At 52.4% G+C, this 16,277-nt stretch carries 16 protein-coding genes; 8 read left to right on the top strand and 8 right to left on the bottom strand.

Annotated elements, in window-relative coordinates; translation table 11 throughout:
• The first annotated feature begins 155 nt into the window (after window positions 1–155).
• Complete coding sequence (locus tag NDI52_RS02725) at window positions 156–1,619, top strand: DUF697 domain-containing protein (RefSeq protein ID WP_190775206.1); 1,464 nt, start codon at window positions 156–158, stop codon at window positions 1,617–1,619.
• A 136-nt stretch (window positions 1,620–1,755) separates the two neighbouring features.
• Here the strand turns inward: NDI52_RS02725 and NDI52_RS02720 are convergent, their stop codons facing one another.
• From NDI52_RS02720 to NDI52_RS02710, 3 genes are all read right to left on the bottom strand, one after another.
• Window positions 1,756–2,262 carry a DUF192 domain-containing protein gene (locus tag NDI52_RS02720; RefSeq protein WP_190775207.1) on the bottom strand — a complete coding sequence of 169 codons (507 nt, stop codon included), beginning with the start codon at window positions 2,260–2,262 and terminating at the stop codon, window positions 1,756–1,758.
• 97 nt (window positions 2,263–2,359) lie between these two features.
• Entirely contained in the window at window positions 2,360–3,055 is a 696-nt protein-coding gene (gene nblR / locus NDI52_RS02715) for a response regulator transcription factor NblR (protein WP_190775208.1), read from the bottom strand.
• A 163-nt stretch (window positions 3,056–3,218) separates the two neighbouring features.
• The gene (locus tag NDI52_RS02710; RefSeq protein WP_190775209.1) at window positions 3,219–4,136 is read right to left on the bottom strand and encodes an NAD(+) kinase; all 918 of its coding nucleotides are present in this window, start codon (window positions 4,134–4,136) and stop codon (window positions 3,219–3,221) included.
• A gap of 400 nt (window positions 4,137–4,536) precedes the next feature.
• Between NDI52_RS02710 and NDI52_RS02705 the strand changes: the two genes are divergently transcribed.
• From NDI52_RS02705 to NDI52_RS02695, 3 genes are read left to right on the top strand one after another with little or no spacing between them, the layout of a single operon-like run.
• Window positions 4,537–5,328: a DUF2993 domain-containing protein gene (locus NDI52_RS02705; RefSeq protein WP_190775210.1), complete on the top strand. Its 792-nt coding sequence runs from the start codon at window positions 4,537–4,539 to the stop codon at window positions 5,326–5,328.
• A 23-nt stretch (window positions 5,329–5,351) separates the two neighbouring features.
• Window positions 5,352–6,002, top strand: coding sequence for a MotA/TolQ/ExbB proton channel family protein (locus NDI52_RS02700; protein ID WP_190775211.1), 651 nt, complete (start codon window positions 5,352–5,354; stop codon window positions 6,000–6,002).
• Window positions 5,986–6,390 carry a biopolymer transporter ExbD gene (locus tag NDI52_RS02695; protein WP_190775212.1) on the top strand — a complete coding sequence of 135 codons (405 nt, stop codon included), beginning with the start codon at window positions 5,986–5,988 and terminating at the stop codon, window positions 6,388–6,390. The genes NDI52_RS02700 and NDI52_RS02695 overlap by 17 nt, the downstream gene beginning before the upstream one ends.
• A gap of 212 nt (window positions 6,391–6,602) precedes the next feature.
• On the opposite strand, the gene NDI52_RS02690 is transcribed toward NDI52_RS02695, so the two are convergent.
• The gene (locus NDI52_RS02690) at window positions 6,603–7,304 is read right to left on the bottom strand and encodes a pre-peptidase C-terminal domain-containing protein (RefSeq protein WP_190775213.1); all 702 of its coding nucleotides are present in this window, start codon (window positions 7,302–7,304) and stop codon (window positions 6,603–6,605) included.
• A 513-nt stretch (window positions 7,305–7,817) separates the two neighbouring features.
• Here NDI52_RS02690 and dut point away from each other — a divergent pair.
• Window positions 7,818–8,252, top strand: coding sequence for a dUTP diphosphatase (dut, locus tag NDI52_RS02685; protein WP_190775244.1), 435 nt, complete (start codon window positions 7,818–7,820; stop codon window positions 8,250–8,252).
• 212 nt (window positions 8,253–8,464) lie between these two features.
• Here the strand turns inward: dut and NDI52_RS02680 are convergent, their stop codons facing one another.
• Window positions 8,465–8,701 (bottom strand): hypothetical protein, encoded by a 237-nt coding sequence (locus NDI52_RS02680; protein WP_348256318.1) that lies wholly within the window; start codon window positions 8,699–8,701, stop codon window positions 8,465–8,467.
• Here NDI52_RS02680 and NDI52_RS02675 point away from each other — a divergent pair.
• Entirely contained in the window at window positions 8,620–9,195 is a 576-nt protein-coding gene (locus tag NDI52_RS02675; RefSeq protein ID WP_190775245.1) for a dCMP deaminase family protein, read from the top strand. The genes NDI52_RS02680 and NDI52_RS02675 overlap by 82 nt on opposite strands.
• Window positions 9,196–9,299: 104 nt before the next feature.
• Here the strand turns inward: NDI52_RS02675 and NDI52_RS02670 are convergent, their stop codons facing one another.
• Entirely contained in the window at window positions 9,300–9,425 is a 126-nt protein-coding gene (locus NDI52_RS02670) for a hypothetical protein (RefSeq protein ID WP_348250373.1), read from the bottom strand.
• Between the two features lie 327 nt (window positions 9,426–9,752).
• Between NDI52_RS02670 and NDI52_RS02665 the strand changes: the two genes are divergently transcribed.
• Window positions 9,753–12,707, top strand: a complete 2,955-nt coding sequence (locus tag NDI52_RS02665; protein ID WP_190775214.1) for a PAS domain S-box protein — start codon at window positions 9,753–9,755, stop codon at window positions 12,705–12,707.
• Between the two features lie 250 nt (window positions 12,708–12,957).
• Here NDI52_RS02665 and glcF read toward each other — a convergent pair whose 3' ends face one another.
• Complete coding sequence (glcF, locus tag NDI52_RS02660) at window positions 12,958–14,328, bottom strand: glycolate oxidase subunit GlcF (RefSeq protein ID WP_190775215.1); 1,371 nt, start codon at window positions 14,326–14,328, stop codon at window positions 12,958–12,960.
• 47 nt (window positions 14,329–14,375) lie between these two features.
• Between glcF and NDI52_RS02655 the strand changes: the two genes are divergently transcribed.
• Window positions 14,376–14,510, top strand: a complete 135-nt coding sequence (locus NDI52_RS02655; protein ID WP_277874376.1) for a hypothetical protein — start codon at window positions 14,376–14,378, stop codon at window positions 14,508–14,510.
• A 22-nt stretch (window positions 14,511–14,532) separates the two neighbouring features.
• Here the strand turns inward: NDI52_RS02655 and NDI52_RS02650 are convergent, their stop codons facing one another.
• Window positions 14,533–15,861 carry an FAD-binding oxidoreductase gene (locus NDI52_RS02650; protein WP_242035724.1) on the bottom strand — a complete coding sequence of 443 codons (1,329 nt, stop codon included), beginning with the start codon at window positions 15,859–15,861 and terminating at the stop codon, window positions 14,533–14,535.
• Window positions 15,862–16,277 lie beyond the last annotated feature (416 nt).

Here is a 16,277-nt window from a genome sequence, read left to right as displayed (position 1 = left end):
ACCCTCCCTCTGCTTCTAGCCTTTAAGGTATGCCAGTCTCTGTAGCACTGGTAGAAAATTCGGGAAATTCCAGTACAGGGGTTCGGTCGAGGGGATCTCCGGAGGGGGCTACCCCGATACAATAAGAAGAGGTATCACGTCATGAGGTTAGGGACATGGGCCAGGGGATCCGGCAGCCGATTTTGATTGGAGGTTTGGCACTAACAGCAGGAACTTGGGTGCTGAACTGGATACACCCGGGGGCTGCACATATGGGCGAAAGTATGATGTGGGGGGCGATCGCCCTCGGCAGCGGTATGTGGTGGTTACAGCGACCCCGTGCCAGCAAACTTGATTTATCCCCAGCTCCCGTCATTTTGGATCGTGCCACTGTAGAAAAATCTCTCGCGACAGCAGACCATTGGCTTACCCGGCTAAAGGCGGAAGTCGAAACTCCTGGAACAACTTCCAATGTTTTACCAGGTTTGCAGGAGCGGTTGACAGCCTTACAAACTGAACTGGAACGGCAGAATCTGCGGGTTGCGATCGCTGGTTCGCGCGCTTCAGGCAAAACGACCCTGCTCAATTACCTTCAGCAGCAAGGCATTCCCCAACCCACCGAAACCCCTCGGCCCATTGAGCTTTTTGACCTGGCTACAGATGCCGTCAGTTCAGAGTTAGTATCGGCAGATTTAGTGCTGTTTCTGATTACAGGTGACCTGACTGATTCTGACTTGGCTCTGTTGAAGCAGCTCCAACAGCAGCACTATCGCGTGGTGTTGGCCTTCAACAAGCAAGACCAGTACTTACCGGATGAGCGACCGCTCATCTTGCAGCAAATTCGGGAGCGGGCGCTGGGTGTCGTATCTGTGCAAGATGTAGTGGCGATCGCTGCTGCCCCCGCACCCTTCAAAGTACGCCAGCATCAGGCAAACGGCACTATCTCTGAACGTTTAGAGCAACCTCAACCGGAGTTAGCATCCCTGCTAGAGCGGTTAGAAGCCATTGTGACGGTAGATGCGCCACGATTGGTGCTGGCAACCACCGATCGCCAGGCCCGACACCTGAAAGACGAGATCAAAGCCGAAGTGAACCGGATTCGTCGCGATCGCGCCCTTCCTGTCATTGAGCAAGCTCAGTGGATTGCCGCTACCGCCGCCTTCGCCAGCCCCGTTCCCAGCCTGGATCTGTTAGCCACGGCTTCGATTAACGCCCAACTCGTGATGGATTTGGGGTCGATGTATCAGCAGAAGGTGAGCCTGGAGCAAGCCAAGAATGCAGCCAGCACTCTAGCAGAAGCCATGGTGAAGCTAGGCCTGGTAGAGTTGACGAGCCAGGCCATTACTCCCCTTCTCAAGAGCCACGCGCTTACCTTTGTGGCTGGAGGGGCGTTACAGGGCGTTAGCGCTGCCTATCTGACCCGTATGGCTGGCTTGAGCTTGATTGAGTACTTCCAGGAGCAGGAAGCCCTGGAGGCAACCTCGGGCGGTTTGCAGCTCGATAGGCTGGCCCAGAAACTTAGTTGGGTGTTCCAGGAGAATCAGCGCTCAGCTTTCGCCCAGACGCTTGTAAACCAAGCTCTACAACGGCTTAAGCCTCAAGCTAATACAACGTTAGCCTCAGCAGAAGCCAGTGCTTAAATAAACAAAGCAAAAAGGGTGGGAGCTGAGCTTCCACCCTTTTTGGTGACTTACTTCTGAGTTTGAGTTAAGGGCATTTTGGAATGCGCTTCGCACACTTCAAAATGGATGTCAGCTTATCCCGAACTGAGGTTACTTACGACTGAGACCCTTCAAGGAAGCGAATTTCGACGCGATCGCCTGGAGTAATCCCAACTTCTTGAGCCCGGCCACCCCGCAGCTCGATTACGCTATCGACGGCGGTGCTGGGGCCATAGGTGGGGCAGGGTTCATCTTCACAGGGGGGAGCTGTCACCACGGCCTGTACTGTCCCGTTGCGTAAAAACACCATATCCAGAGGAATTAAGCAGTTCTTCATCCAGAACTGCACAACGCGCTGGTACCTGAAGGGGAATAACATCCCGCGATTATCTTCCAGGGACGGGCGATACATTAAGCCCATAGCTTGTTCTGAAGGGGTCCGAGCGACCTCTAGCTGGAACTGCTCACTCCCCAACTCAACCTCAGCGGTAATTGGAAGCATCTGGCCCTCAGACGTACTTGAATCGGCAGTCGCCGCATTACACCCCAGAGCCACCAGGCACAGACCAATAATGGTCCAGCTCAGGAATCGCTGCCGCAGGGTTTGGCGTTTTTGTCTCATACCACTTTTTCCCATAATTTTTTAACCTGCACACCTGGTTCTGTAAGTTCTCATTCCGAAGGCTTTAGCAGCTTATAGAAGCAAGCTCTCTGTACCCTCAAGCTTCTCGCAACACATAGCCGACGCTACGCACGGTCTGAATGAGGCGCTTCTCTCCTTCATCCTCAATCTTGAGGCGAAGATACCGCACATACACCTCAATGACATTCGACTCGCCCATAAAGTCGTAGCCCCAAACATTCTCCAGGATCTGCTCCCGCGTCAGAACCTCTCGAGGGTGTTCCATTAAGTATTTCAGTAGCTCGAATTCTTTCATCGTCAGGTCGATTGGCCGTTCTCCCCGCTGAGCCCGCCGGCTGGACAGGTCAAGGGTGAGATCAGCAAATCGGAGCTGCTCACTGGGAGATGTCTCGGGCTGCAGGTAAAACCGTACCAGCTTGACAAATTCATCGCTGCGGTAAGGCTTGAGAAAATAATCGTCAGCCCCAGCCTCCAGGCAGGCAGTACGGTCTTCCACCGTATCTCGGGCCATCAGCAGCAAAACTGGCATCCGGATGCCCTGGGAGCGCAAGCGGTGGCAGAGAGTCAGCCCTGAGTCCTCAGATAAAGCGCGATCGATGACAATCAGGGCAGGCTGGAGAGCCTGGGCTTGCTTGAGACCACTTTCGGCATCGTGGGCGATCGCAGCCTGATACCCCAAGTCCTGCAAATCCGTTGCAACGTGCTGAGCCAGGCTACGGTCTGTCTCAACGACTAGAACACAGAGGTTAGTTTCGCTAGCAGATGCATTCATAAACTACAGCACAGGGGACACGTCTGTTTTATCACAGAGCCCCTAGCACCTTGGGGCGTTAGTTGCCTACGATCTAACAAGTGAGCGCTGATTGCCCACCTCGTCAAATGGTAGGCAACTGACGCCCGATTCAACCAGTTACTTTCCAGGGACGGCGGCCCCCTCAGGGAAGTTCCACAGAAGTTGGCTTAGCCACGTGGGGCAACCCCCATCCCAGTTTTTCGCGCAGAACATGGAAAAATTCTGGAGGTCTCATTCGGATAAAGCGGGCTGTGTAGGGCGATCGCTGCACCCGTACCCGATCCTCTGGCAGTACGTAACATCCGGCATTCCCATCCACCACCATCACCAATCGATTTGGGTTGGCTGGAAAGATGGTTACCTGTTCGCGATCGTCAAACACCAGAGCTCGTGAAGCCAGGGAATGGGGACAAATCGGCACCAATTGCAACACGGGAACCCCTGGAGTTATAACCGGCCCTCCCGCTGATAGGGCATAAGCTGTAGAGCCCGTTGGCGTAGCAATAATCACCCCATCCGCAGCAATATCGACTGGCGCGTGTTTACCAATTTCGACCTCAAAGTGGCACATGCTAGTCAACGGCTCACGGTGGATCACCATTTCGTTGAGGCAGAGCGCCTCCCAGCAGGCGATGTCATCTCGCACCACCTCTACTGTGAGCATGGCCCGTTCTTCAACGCCGTAATCTTGATTGAGCAATTGCTCCACTGCCTGAGGCAATTGATTCAAGTAAGCTTCCGTGAGAAAGCCCATATGCCCTGTGTTGATTGCCATTAAGGGAATACCACAGGGGGCCACCTGCCGACAGGCCGCTAACACCGTTCCATCGCCCCCTAGAACAATGGCAAAGACCATGTCTTCATCAAAGCCTTCGGGCACCAGGCTAGTGATCGGGGTATGGCACATGGGGCGGTTAGGCTTCGAATAGCCCAAAATCCCGCCGACCCCTGTCGCCATTTGAACATCCCAGCCATTAGCCACGAGCTTGTCTCGCAACTCTTCGGCAGTGCGACAGGCTACGGGCTTAATGTCGTTGTAAATAATGCCAGCTTTGGGCACACGCAGCGTCCAATAACAAATCTCGTCTGAATTGAGCTATTTGCTGTCATCCAGCATGATAGCCTGAGGATGACTGAGCAAATATTGAGCTCTGCATCCGGCCTACGGCCTAAAGCAGGAACTCTGAAGGATGGAGACAAATCCGAATCTAAGATATGGATGCGCTTGCCTGCCAATTCCTCTTTACTAGATTAGAGCTTCCCCGGATCTCTTGCAAAAACTCCAGGTTTACAATCCCTGAATTGTGACTGCAGCCGGCCAAAAGCAGACATATAGCAATTTCAACACTGTGCTATAAGTTTCGCTGTGCTCAAATTGGCCCTCAAACGTTGCAATGTGTATGAAGAATTTGTTACAACAAGGGCGTTACGAAAAGTAACATTCTGGTCTATTCCCCACTATGTTTAGCCTGTTTACCTCTCCCAAACCCGGCGCTGGAACTGACTTTGGGGAACAGCTCCTGAACAAAGTTGCCACCCAATCTATTCGGCATCTTTTTTCGGCTAGCGAAGCTGTCGACGTACAGATTCGATGTAATCCCCCAAGTAAATTGCTTCAGGGCAGTATCGATGCCTTTCAAATGTCTGGGCGCAATCTTGTCATTCGCCGGGAGTTTGAAGTGGCAGAAATGTCCTTTATAGCGGACGCTGTTGCCATTGATCCTGGCTCGATCCTGTCGGGGCATGTACGCCTGAAGAACCCAACCCAGGCCGTAGCTCAAGTCGTCTTGACTGAAGATGGCATCAACCGGGCATTCAAGGCAGAATTGGTGCAAAAACGCCTGGTGAATTTGCAGTCCGAGGCCCTGACTAATCTATCGGGAGGGGAACCGATTACCTTCCGGGATGTCCAGGTCAACCTGCTGCCTGACAATCAACTCAAAATTAGTGCTTTAACTGATCTGCCGAACCGCAGTGATGTACCTATTCGGATGAAGGCAACCTTAGAGGTAGAACGACGACGGCGTATTCAATTCCAGAACCCGACCTTTGAATCAGAAGACGTGCCAGAAGACGTACGGGGGCTTTCTCAAGTGTTAACGATGGCCTTTGCTAACGTGCTGAACGAGATGGTGGATTTGGATCGGTTTGACCTAGACGGGGTCAGCATGCGGCTCAACCGCCTGGAAACTTCTGGCAAAAAACTTATCTTCAGCGGTTATGCTCAGATAGAACACTTTCCTGGTACTTGATACGGGTACCTGAGCCAACTGCGATGCCTTTGCGTGACCTGTTCATAGCGGGTGGGGTCGTGATGATTCCCCTGGTGGGATTCTCCATCCTCGCCCTGGCTTTAGTTATGGAACGGTTAGTGTTTTGGTTTCAGATTATGAAGACCCAGGATCAGGTGATACAAGAAACCCTGTCCTTGTATAAGCGTAGCTCCCGGGCTGCTTTTCAAAAGCTGGAACAGAACGCTCAGTTACCCATGGCCCGGATTTTTCTAGCTGCGCTGGAGTTGGATCACCCCACTCCTGAAGAGTTTCGGCTGGCATTAGAGAGTGCAGCCCAGGCAGAGATTCCACTCTTAAAACGCTTTAACACTGTATTTGACACAGTCATCAGTGTTGCGCCGTTACTGGGGTTGCTCGGTACCGTTTTGGGGCTGATTCATTCTTTTGCATCCCTGCGCCTTGGCGAAGCCTCCAGCACTCAGACAACGAATGTGACCGCGGGCATTAGTGAAGCGTTGGTTTCGACAGCATCAGGGTTGGTGGTAGCGATCGCCACGCTTCTCTTTGCCAATATGTTTCGTGGCCTGTATCAACGGCAAATTGCCCTGATCCAGGAGTATGGAGGTCAGATCGAGCTACTCTACCGCCGCCGTTACGAGAAAGGAGGAGCCCCCTATGCGCCTACCCAGTGAACCGGAGCCACCCTCTCAGATCAACATCGTGCCCATGATCGATGTGATCTTTGCGATCCTCACATTTTTTATCATGTCATCGCTCTATCTAACCCGTTCTGCCGGGCTTCCTGTAAATTTGCCTGGGGCGGCTACTTCCGAGGAGCAAAATCAGACCCAACTGGTTGTCAGCATCACGTCTGACGGAGGTTTAGCGCTGGATCAAGAACCGATGGATCTCAGCACCCTGGCAGGCCGTGTGCAGCAAGCGATCGCCAATAACCCCACTCCACCCATTGTTGTCATCAACGCCGATAAAGCGGTCAGTCATGGTGCCGTAGTAGGCGTCATGGATCAGTTGCGCCAAATTCCTGGGGTGCGCTTGGCGATCGCCACTCAACGCCAGTAATACAGCCTTACGCATACACGCGTCGGCTTCCACTCAGCACACCCAAACAGGCACGGTTGAATAGCAAAATCGCGTCGCCAAACGACGCGATTTTGCTATTCAACTTGGAGTTTAGTTAAGGCCGTTTTCAAGTGCTATGCGTTGTGCAGCACTCAACATGGCAATCCAGCGTATTCCGAACTGAGATTAGTCAAGAATTGGGATGATTGCTCTTATGGCATGGGCATAGGCATGGGCATGGGCATAGGTGTGGGATTCGACCGCATATACTCAAGTTGCTCCCGCAAGCCTTGGGCTGCCATCGTATCTCCTGCTCGCTCGTATAGCTCAGCTGCACGGGTATAGTCTGCAACGACACCCTGAATATTGCCCTGGCTGTAGTAAGCGTCACCGCGATCTAGATAGACGATCGGCTGGTTCGGGTCTTGACCAATCGCGTCGGTAAAGGAGGCAATCGCCTGATCCATCTGCCCATTACGGAGTTGCTCAAACCCACGGGCGTAAGCCTGGTCATAGGCTGTCGCCGGACGTACCACAATTCGATAGGCTCCACCTTGACCAGAGAAGGAGCGGGCCAAAACCGTATAGGTACCTGTTGTTGGCAGCGTTGCCACAATGGTGGAGTTAAGGCTACGCGCGTAGTCATCGTTCATCGTGACGTCTTGCCCATTGGGGCCACGCAGCACGAGCAGAGTATCAAACACATCGCTATTCATCGCGATTGTCACCGTCTGTCCAGCAGTCCCGGAGAAGGTATATTCGTCCTCCATGGGTTGCAGGTTGCCCTGCTCCTCAAATAGCGTCTGCTGAGCCCGGGCGGCAGGAGCGATTGAAACGAGGGAGATGCCTCCGAGGGCGATCGCTGTTGCCAGCATGCACCCAAGCTTCCAAGAACCATTCTTCCAACTTGTCATTGCTATATCCTTACATGAAGAGTTAAAACCGACTGAGCCGGGTATGGAGCTAGTGCTTCGCCCAAATCTCCTGACGCTGCACTCAATTCTCCCATGCAAGGAGGATTTGTCTCAGGACGCCGACAGGGGCAATACAAGCTGAGATACCGGCCCGGTTATTATGACTTCATGACACCCTAGCGGTTTTCCAGACGAAAGTTTGTAAGCCTTCAAATGTTTTAAGGCTTCTCGTTGCTCAGCTATGGCCCTGGTTTCATTGCCGATAGCGAGATTCATGCCAGATCACCCAACACCATAAATTTGAGCCAGCAATTCTCAGTATGGGCATCAAAGCCAAGAGTTCACGCCCTACGGGCGTGAACTCTTGGCTTTGATGCCCGAGAACCGCGCGCCTTGGGCGCGCGGTTCTCGGGACTGATTTCAAAATGAGAATTGCTGAATTTGAGCTGTTAGCCTTCCTAAAGACTCTATCCTCTGGTAGCCTAGTTCGGTTTACTAAGATCTGGTCTGGTGATGGAGTTGTTACTGAAGGTTAAGAAGCTGAACGAAAACGCCCGGTTGCCCCAATATGCACATGATGGGGATGCAGGGATGGATTTGTTTGCGGCAGCAGAAAAAATTATCGGGCCAGGTGAAAGTGCTCTCATTCCTACTGGGATCAGCATTCAGCTACCACCGCATACAGAAGCACAAGTTAGACCTCGGAGCGGTTTAGCCCTCAAGCATCAGATTACAGTGCTAAACACACCAGGAACCATTGATGAGGGCTATCGGGGCGAAGTTGGAATCATTCTAATTAACCACGGGAAAATTCCTTTTCACGTGACCGTTGGGATGAAGGTGGCCCAAATGGTAGTTAAGCCCGTCTTTCAGGTAGCCGTTGAAGAAGTAGAAGATTTAGCTTCAACCACAAGAGGCGAGGGAGGATTTGGTTCTACTGGAGTATAGACATCCTCTTAAATCACAACTCAATCAAAGATGGTTTGAATAATCCGAATCAGCATCATAACTATCAACGTATTTATATCACGTCGGGTTAAATGCTAATGATAGAAAGTGGTGCAGCACAAAGCGCTGCACCACTTTCTATCATTAGCATTTAACCTTACTTGTTATTAGGACATTCAGTCATTCATCTTGAGAAGCTCTTCAAAAAGATATTAAAGGGGTTGATTTTCTGTCTCTTCGGCCCAGAAAATCAACCCCTTTAAACAGGTTTCCAGAATGCTGGCTTCCATACGGATGCGGCTGTCCATATAGTGGTTTAATGATTGCGTCCACTCAAACAGATGCTTCAGCAAAGCCTGTTGATACGATGCAATTGCCTCCACAGAATTCTGCCGCCCACCAAAGGCCATCTTGGGATGAGTATTTCTTGATGCTAGCAAAACTGGCATCTACCCGATCAACCTGCCTTGCTTTTCCAGTGGGAGCAGTAATCGTCAAAAATAAACAAGTTTTAGCAACGGGTTATAATGGCCCACCTTCCGGTTCGGGACACTGCATAACGCAGGGCTACTGTTATGAGGGATTAAGCAGTTGCGATGCTAGCAAAGACATGCCCTCTCGTGCTGTTCATGCTGAAGCCAATGCAATTGCCCAAGCAGCTAAGCATGGCATCTCAACCGATGGAGCTAGCATTTATGTGACTCTGGAGCCCTGTTTGTACTGCCTTAAATTAATTATTTCGGCGGGAATTCGTGAGGTCTTTTATGAGACACCATTTATGTCTGAAAAGAGTGCCACTGTGCGAGATTCTTTTATCGTTGAAGGCTTAATTCAAGTCAATAAAATTCAGTTATCCCAGGCAATTGCAGAAAAGTCAGCGATGTCTCTTCTCAAAACAACTTCTGTTGTGGATTTAAGTACAAGGAATTTGTTTCAACTTTAGAAGTTATTTGAAACGTTTTTGAAAGGATTGATTTTCTATACCTTAAGGATGCAGAAAATCAACCTTTTCAGGCGGGTGTTTGGAGATTAACCGAAAAGGTGTAGCTATCTAACTGCTTGGCCGGGGAAGTAAACCGAAGACAGCGATCGCACACAAGTCTGCTTTGCCTGAATTTGGCTCGAAGGGAGCCCTGTACCCTCAGAAGCAGGCTGCACCAATTCAAAATCCATGCTTGTGAAGCAGACGAGTGGAAAGGGCAGAACCAAAGGCCATATATGGTGTGCTTCTTCTCTAAGATAGACGATAGCTCACAGTCCTGGCGCTACCAGCCCTTCTTAGAGTGTTACCTCTGGGTGCCCTTCAGGCGCGTAAAATCAACACCCTTGAAAAAGTATGTCTGGTAAGCCACGACACATCGACTCGCAATTGGGGAACTTAGTCTTAAGATTGAAGCTACAAGAAAACATGCACTATCGATACGCCATTACATAGGAGACGGCAACGCCGGATTTCCCTTAGTTCCGATCACAAGTTTTCAGAGGCAGACAAGACAGGAAATGGGATTCGAGGAAGACTGCCTGCAAGCACTCCGGGGTTGCTGTCGCGACGACGCAGCATTCGAACAGTTATGCGGTCTTCTGTCAACGATGGACCAGGATACCTTCCAGCGGGCCACCTACTACAAGGCCATGCTAGATGCCAGCCCCGACCTGATGTTCCGCATCAGTGCCGAAGGTCAATATCTTGATTTCAAGGCCAACGGTGTTCGATCAATTCCCCAGGATGTCGTCCTCGGCAAGTATTTGACCGACCTACTGCCGCCGGATGTCGCCGAGCTATGCCAAAGCGTCATTCAAAAAGCCTTAACGAGTGGCAAGTTACAAACCTGCGAATATCAGTTAACGGAGCCCACCGGCCAGCGCTATTACGAAGCGCGGGTTGCAGTCAGCGGTCCTCAGGAAGTGCTGTGGGTTGTGCAAGATGTCACCGATCGCCAGCAGGTTGCAGAGGAATTACGAGCCAGCGAGGAACGCCTACAGAGCTTTTTTGATGCCACCTTCGAAGCTGTCGTTATCCACAACTATCAGAGGATCCTGGATGTAAACCCAGCAGCCGAGGATCTATTTGGCTACACCTACGACGAAATGATTGGCATGTCAGTGCTCGACCTGGCAGACATGGAGTCTAAGGGGTCGATCGCCCAACGCTGGCGCTCCCTCAATAGCCCGACCCAACCCTACGATTACGAAAGCATTGGCATCCGCAAAGATGGCACGCAATTTATAGCAGAGGTGTCGGTTAAGGCCATTTATTACCGGGGAACTCTGGCGCGGGTAGCGAGCATCCGCGACGTCACGGTTCAGCGTCGGTCTGAACAGGTGGTTCGGGAGAGCGAATCCCGTAACCGGGCTTTATTACAGGCTGTGCCTGACCTAATTTTCCGCATCCGGCGAGATGGTACGTACCTGGATTGCAAGGCAGGGGAAAACAGCACTCTGATGGTGCCTGCCGAAAATCTCATCGGGAAATCGGTCTATGACGTTCTCCCTCCCAAAGTGGCAGAGGAACGGATGCAGTACGTCCACCGAGCTTTAGAAACGGGTAAGATTCAGAATTTTGAATACCAACTCAAATTGGCTATGATTCAGCCCTATGCCGGGCTTGATCAGCTCTATCGACAGATGGTAAGCCAGCCTGATGGTTCTCCCATTGATCCCAATCACTTACGGGATTATGAGGCCCGCGTTGTTGTCAGTGGTGAAGACGAGGTGATTGCTATTGTGCGGGATATTAGCGATCGCAAACGCTCCGAAGACGCCCTCCGTCAATCTGAAGAAAAGTTTTCCAAAACCTTTAAGTCCAGCCCCAACCCCATGACCATCGCCACTTTGGGAGATGGCCGCTTGATGGATGTAAACGATGGCTTCCTGGAAACTTTTGGCTATAACCGCGAGGATCTGCTCGGCCATTCAGTTTATGAAATCAATTTTTGGGTAAACCCAGCCCAGCGGGACGAGATGGTGCAAATCCTTCAAACCAAGGGGGAAGTACGGAACCTGGAATACCAATTCCACACCCGCACTGGGGAAATTCGAGATGTGCTGTTCTCGGCTGAAATTATTCAAATTAGTGGTCAAGCTTGCCTGATTGATGTGATGACCGACATCACGGAGCGCAAGCGAACTGAACAAAAACTACTGGAGGCCGCAGAGCGCGATCGCCTCCTGGGCCAAATCGCTCTCCGCATTCGAGAATCCCTCGATTTGCAACAAATCCTTAACACCACCGTAACCGAGGTGCGCCAATACCTAAAGGCGGATCGAGTCTGCATCGGACACGGGGGCGACAATGAAGACACCGGAGTGATTATCGCTGAGGCCGTAGTACCCCAGTGGTCATCTTTGATGGGTTCTTTGCTCACTGACCCAGAGCATTTACGGGAATTAAAAGAGTTATTTTCCAATGGCCAGGTGCGCGTACTGACAGATACGCAGCAGATGACAGGGTATCCGGCGATCGCCGCACACTACGCCCGCTTCCAGGTACGAGCGGCGCTCTCCGTGCCTATCATGCTTGAAAATAGCTTCTTTGGCCTACTGGTAGTGCATCAATGCTCTGGCCCCCGCCACTGGCAGCCCTCTGAAGTTGAGCTGATGCAAAAGCTCGCGGTGCAGGTCAGCATTGCCGTCCAACAGGCCAAGCTCTACGAGAAGGTGCGTGACCTCAACCGAGATCTGGAACGCAAAGTGCAGGAACGCACCGCTGAGTTACAGCAAAAAATGGAGGAGCTACAGGAACTCAACGAGCTCAAAGACGAATTCCTCAACGCCTTCTCCCATGATCTGCGTACTCCAGTGATGGGGATCTCCCTGGTGATCAACAACCTGTTGAATCAACCGGGTGACACCATTCCCGTCTCCCGCATGATTCTGGAGCGGATGGTGCAGAGTAACCAGCACCAACTCCAACTGATCAAATCCTTCCTGGAAGCCCACTCCGCTGAGACACGCGGCGTTCATCTTAACCCCGAATTGGTACAACTGGGGCTGTTGGTTCAGGTGATTGTGGAAGACCTGGAACCCCTGGTGCAGAAGAACAAGGCCACGTTAGTGAACGAAGTTCCCCCCGACCTCCCCCTGGTGAATGCCGACCCGGTGCAACTGCGACGCGTGTTCGAAAACCTTGTTACTAATGCCCTCAACCACAATCCCCCGGGCATTCACATCCGCATTGGCGCGACCGTAGAGGAAGACTGGATTCGCTTCACGATTGAGGATAACGGGGTGGGGATGAGTCAAGAGACGCGCGATCGCCTCTTCCAACGCTACTCCCGTGGCCCCAAATCGCGCCACTCTACAGGCATCGGCTTGGGTCTCTACCTCTGCCGCCAGATTGTTACGGCCCATGGTGGACAGATCGGGGTCATCAGTGAACCCAACCAGGGAGCTACTTTCTGGCTAACGATTCCGTTGGCGATCCCTACTGGGGCTAACTTACTCCCCGAAGAATAGGCAAGCAGCCCAGCTCAAGAACATAGTTTGTGGCTCTTAGCCGACTTATGGCTTGGTAGACAGCAACCTTACGCGCTTCCTAAGCTTAGCGACCTCTTAAAGAAGCCGCTGAGCTCATAAATTAACCTGAGTTCGGGTTAAGGGCGTTTTCGAGTGCCGCGCGTTGCGCGGCACTCGAAAACGCTCATTTTGGCGTGCGCTTTGCGCACGCCAAAATGAGCACTTCAGCTTATCCCGAACTGAGGTTAAATTACAGACTATCCTCATCCAGGCGATCGCCCCGAATTGACATATCCAACAACTGCATGGGGTGCAGCACAGGAATCACCTGCCCCTGTTTCTCCAAGTGCTTAGTAATTTGCACAAAGCAGCCAATGTTGGCGGAGGCAATCACCATCGCTCCTGTATTCAGCAGATTTGTTGCCTTTTGTCGCCCCAACTCCTCAGCCACATCGGGTTGCAGGATGTTGTAGACTCCTGCACTGCCGCAGCACAGAGCCGCGTCAATGGGCTCCCGCAGTTGCACACCGGGGATCTTCCGCAGCAATTGGCGAGGCTGCAGGCTAATTTTTTGACCATGGATCATGTGGCAGGCATCCTGATAGGCCAGCTTCAGAGGTTCATCCTGCAATGGCGAGAGGGGAGCCGTCAGCCCTACGTCATACAGGAACTCCTGCACATCCTTCACCTTGGCAGAAAAGGCCGCAGCCCGTTCACCATACACCGGGTCATCCTTCAACAAATGGCCGTAGTCCTTCGTCGTATGCCCACAGCCCGATGCATTAATCACTAGGGCATCGATCCCGGTTCCTTCAAAGGAGTCGATCAGTTGGCGGGCCAGAGCGCGGGCCTGTTCCTCCTCACCCTGGTGATGGGGCAGCGCACCACAACATCCCTGGGATTTGGGAATGACCACCTCACAGCCATTCGCCGTCAGCACGCGCACCGTCGCATCATTCACCTCTGGATTGAACAGCCGCTGCACGCATCCCAGCAGCAACCCTACCCGATAGCGTTTCTCACCCTGAGCCGGAATCACCTCGGGCAATTTGTCCTCAAATGCCTGGGGGGAAAGGGGAGGCAGCAATCCTTCCATGGCGGCCAGTTGAGGCGAAATTTGCTTCAGCCAGCCGAGCGATCGCAACTTTTCCTGCAATCCCGTTCGCTGATACAGCCCCACCGGGCGCATCAGTAACCGCAGCCGATTGGGATAGGGGAACAGCGAGAAGATGAGTTTGCGGATCAGCTTTTGGGGCAGCGATCGCTCATAATTCCGGTTAATCTGTGGGCGCGTCGCCTCAATCAGGCGATCATACTGGACTCCAGATGGACAGGTCGTGACACAGGCATAACAGCCCAAGCAGGTATCAAAATGCTCCACCGCAGGCTTTTCTAGCGGAGCCTCCCCCTGGTTAATGGCATCCATCAGGTAAATGCGTCCCCGAGGTGAGTCCATTTCCTTGCCCAGAACCCGATAGCTAGGGCAGGTGGAAAGACAAAAACCGCAGTGGACACAGGAACTAATCAGCTTAGGGTCAGGCGGTGGGCTTTGAGTATCAAACCCGTCTGGGTTTGGCTGAACCGGAAGATTTTCTAGCGAAGGGACATCGGAGGTCGGCATAGGAAAGGGGTGGGACGACAGAAGGGACTGAACGTGAAATTGGTTAAATGGGCTTACTTCAGCCGATATTTTTAGCAGATTGGATGCTGAAAAAGCTGAATCAAGGCGGTAGGGGCGGATTTAGCAAGACGATCGCACCCTGGCTGTTCTCCTGGCAAAACCCGCCCTTCTCAGATTTGTAATGGCCAATCGAGATACAAAAGCTCAACAGCCATCTACAAAGCGACCAGCACTAAGAATCGCCCGAGGATCAAAGCGCTGCTTTATGCCTTTCATCAACGGCAGGCTTCCCGGAGCCATTCCCCAGACATCCACCTGCTGTTTGAGCGAGGTGGGCGCTTCCAGTACCGAGAGAAAACCTCCATGGGTTTCGCAGAGTTGACGGATTTCTTGAAGGGTTGCCGGGGTCATCTCGGCTGCCTGCACCATCCCCAACCCACTCCCTGCATGAATCGTTCCTAAACCGAGGGAAGCCAGGCTGGACAATTTTTCCAGCACCGTTACCCCGTCACTAGGCCGTACTCCTATTTTGCAAGTAACAGCAGGAGAATGGGCGGGCTGATCCCAACAGGCTCGCAATTGTTTCCATAGGTCAGCTTCGGGCTGGTCTGTGAGGCGATCGCCCGTCACCCCTACCTGTTGGGCCATGTCCAGCACCTCGACCATCTGCTGCTCTACGCTGACCGCAATACTCTGAAACCTTACCAGTAAGCCCATTCCCTGACCCAGGTTAAGGGCCGTAACGGTGGAGGCTGCCAGCACTTCCATCGCAGTAGGACTGAGAGATGACAGGAGAATGGCCTGGGTGAGCTGGGCGATCGCCTCTGCGTTCCCAACCAAAATCACCGTCCCAGAGGCCTCCGGAATGGGATAAAGACGTAGAGTTAGCTGGCTGAGAATACCCAGAGACCCGTAAGACCCGGTCATCAGCTTCATCAGGTCATATCCCGCCACATTCTTGACTACCCGGCCGCCTGCCTTCGCCACCTGGCCGTCCGATCGCACCAGGCTCAGTCCAATCAGCAAATCTCGAATGCCACCGTACCGATGACGCAAAGCCCCTGCATCCGCCGTGGCGACAATGCCCCCTAAGGTAGCGACCTCAGGATAGGCAGGGTCAATACTGAAAAATTGATTGGTCTGAGCCAGTGTCTCCTGCAACGTTTGAAAGGAAATGCCAGCTTCCACCGTCACTGTCATATCCCCTACGGCGTGATCGAGCACTCGATTTAACCGCTCGGTGGAGACAATTACTTGAATACCGTCGGCCAACCCTCCCCACTTCAGTTTGGAGCCGTTGCCGATCGGGAGTAACCGCACCTGATCTCGACTGGCCCAGGTTACGATTTCGGCTAAAGCCTCCTGGGACTCCGGATACACCACCGCTTCGGGCTGGCAGTCAGGGCGTAGCGCTTCTGTAAACGTTTGTTGCAGAGGTTCTGACAGCTGTTCCCAGGGAACCAATGCTGCCGTACCGACAAGAGAACTCAGTTGGGAGGCGATCGCACCCATCACATCGTATGTCCCATACAAATGACCGAACTTGGGCCCTCGGCCTTAGGCCCAGCCAACACCAGATAAAATCCGAGAGTACAAGCCCTATCTATTCTCACACCTTGTCAGGACTTCAGCATTTGTAGCGTTGCAGAATCCGCCATACTTTATGCTTGGGAAGTTGATTTTCTCAGCACGCGAGTTTGCTTTATAAGGTTATTTTTTCTCGCACTTCATGCACCAAAAAATAACCTTATAAAACAGCTCCTGGGCCTCGCCAGCGGATAGTTTGCTTGTATGGGGGTACTTCGCTCCTGTTTCAAGCAGCCCAACTTGCATTCCGGTTTCTCAAAACGGGTTAAGACTGGCACAATGGTTGATTCAGGGATTTGATAGATATGTTCTATCTGCCTAACTGCTCCCTACCGCATCGCTTCCGGCGATAATTCTCTATC

The sequence above is a fragment of the Leptolyngbya sp. PL-A3 genome (assembly GCF_039962325.1).
Taxonomy (GTDB): domain Bacteria; phylum Cyanobacteriota; class Cyanobacteriia; order Elainellales; family Elainellaceae; genus Vacuolonema.
The sequence above is the reverse complement of the archived record's forward strand: the minus strand, read 5'-3'. Positions and strand labels throughout refer to the sequence as shown.

What these genes read in the sequence shown, in the direction of transcription:
- NDI52_RS02725 (WP_190775206.1), top strand. Translation starts at nt 156, where the DNA reads ATGGGCCAGGGGATCCGGCAGCCGATTTTGATTGGAGGTTTGGCACTA.
- NDI52_RS02720 (WP_190775207.1), bottom strand. Translation starts at nt 2,262, where the DNA reads ATGAGACAAAAACGCCAAACCCTGCGGCAGCGATTCCTGAGCTGGACC.
- nblR (WP_190775208.1), bottom strand. Translation starts at nt 3,055, where the DNA reads ATGAATGCATCTGCTAGCGAAACTAACCTCTGTGTTCTAGTCGTTGAG.
- NDI52_RS02705 (WP_190775210.1), top strand. Translation starts at nt 4,537, where the DNA reads ATGTTTAGCCTGTTTACCTCTCCCAAACCCGGCGCTGGAACTGACTTT.
- NDI52_RS02700 (WP_190775211.1), top strand. Translation starts at nt 5,352, where the DNA reads ATGCCTTTGCGTGACCTGTTCATAGCGGGTGGGGTCGTGATGATTCCC.
- NDI52_RS02695 (WP_190775212.1), top strand. Translation starts at nt 5,986, where the DNA reads ATGCGCCTACCCAGTGAACCGGAGCCACCCTCTCAGATCAACATCGTG.
- NDI52_RS02690 (WP_190775213.1), bottom strand. Translation starts at nt 7,304, where the DNA reads ATGACAAGTTGGAAGAATGGTTCTTGGAAGCTTGGGTGCATGCTGGCA.
- dut (WP_190775244.1), top strand. Translation starts at nt 7,818, where the DNA reads ATGGAGTTGTTACTGAAGGTTAAGAAGCTGAACGAAAACGCCCGGTTG.
- NDI52_RS02675 (WP_190775245.1), top strand. Translation starts at nt 8,620, where the DNA reads ATGCAATTGCCTCCACAGAATTCTGCCGCCCACCAAAGGCCATCTTGG.
- NDI52_RS02680 (WP_348256318.1), bottom strand. Translation starts at nt 8,701, where the DNA reads ATGCCAGTTTTGCTAGCATCAAGAAATACTCATCCCAAGATGGCCTTT.
- NDI52_RS02670 (WP_348250373.1), bottom strand. Translation starts at nt 9,425, where the DNA reads ATGGATTTTGAATTGGTGCAGCCTGCTTCTGAGGGTACAGGGCTCCCT.
- NDI52_RS02665 (WP_190775214.1), top strand. Translation starts at nt 9,753, where the DNA reads ATGGGATTCGAGGAAGACTGCCTGCAAGCACTCCGGGGTTGCTGTCGC.
- glcF (WP_190775215.1), bottom strand. Translation starts at nt 14,328, where the DNA reads ATGCCGACCTCCGATGTCCCTTCGCTAGAAAATCTTCCGGTTCAGCCA.
- NDI52_RS02655 (WP_277874376.1), top strand. Translation starts at nt 14,376, where the DNA reads ATGGGCTTACTTCAGCCGATATTTTTAGCAGATTGGATGCTGAAAAAG.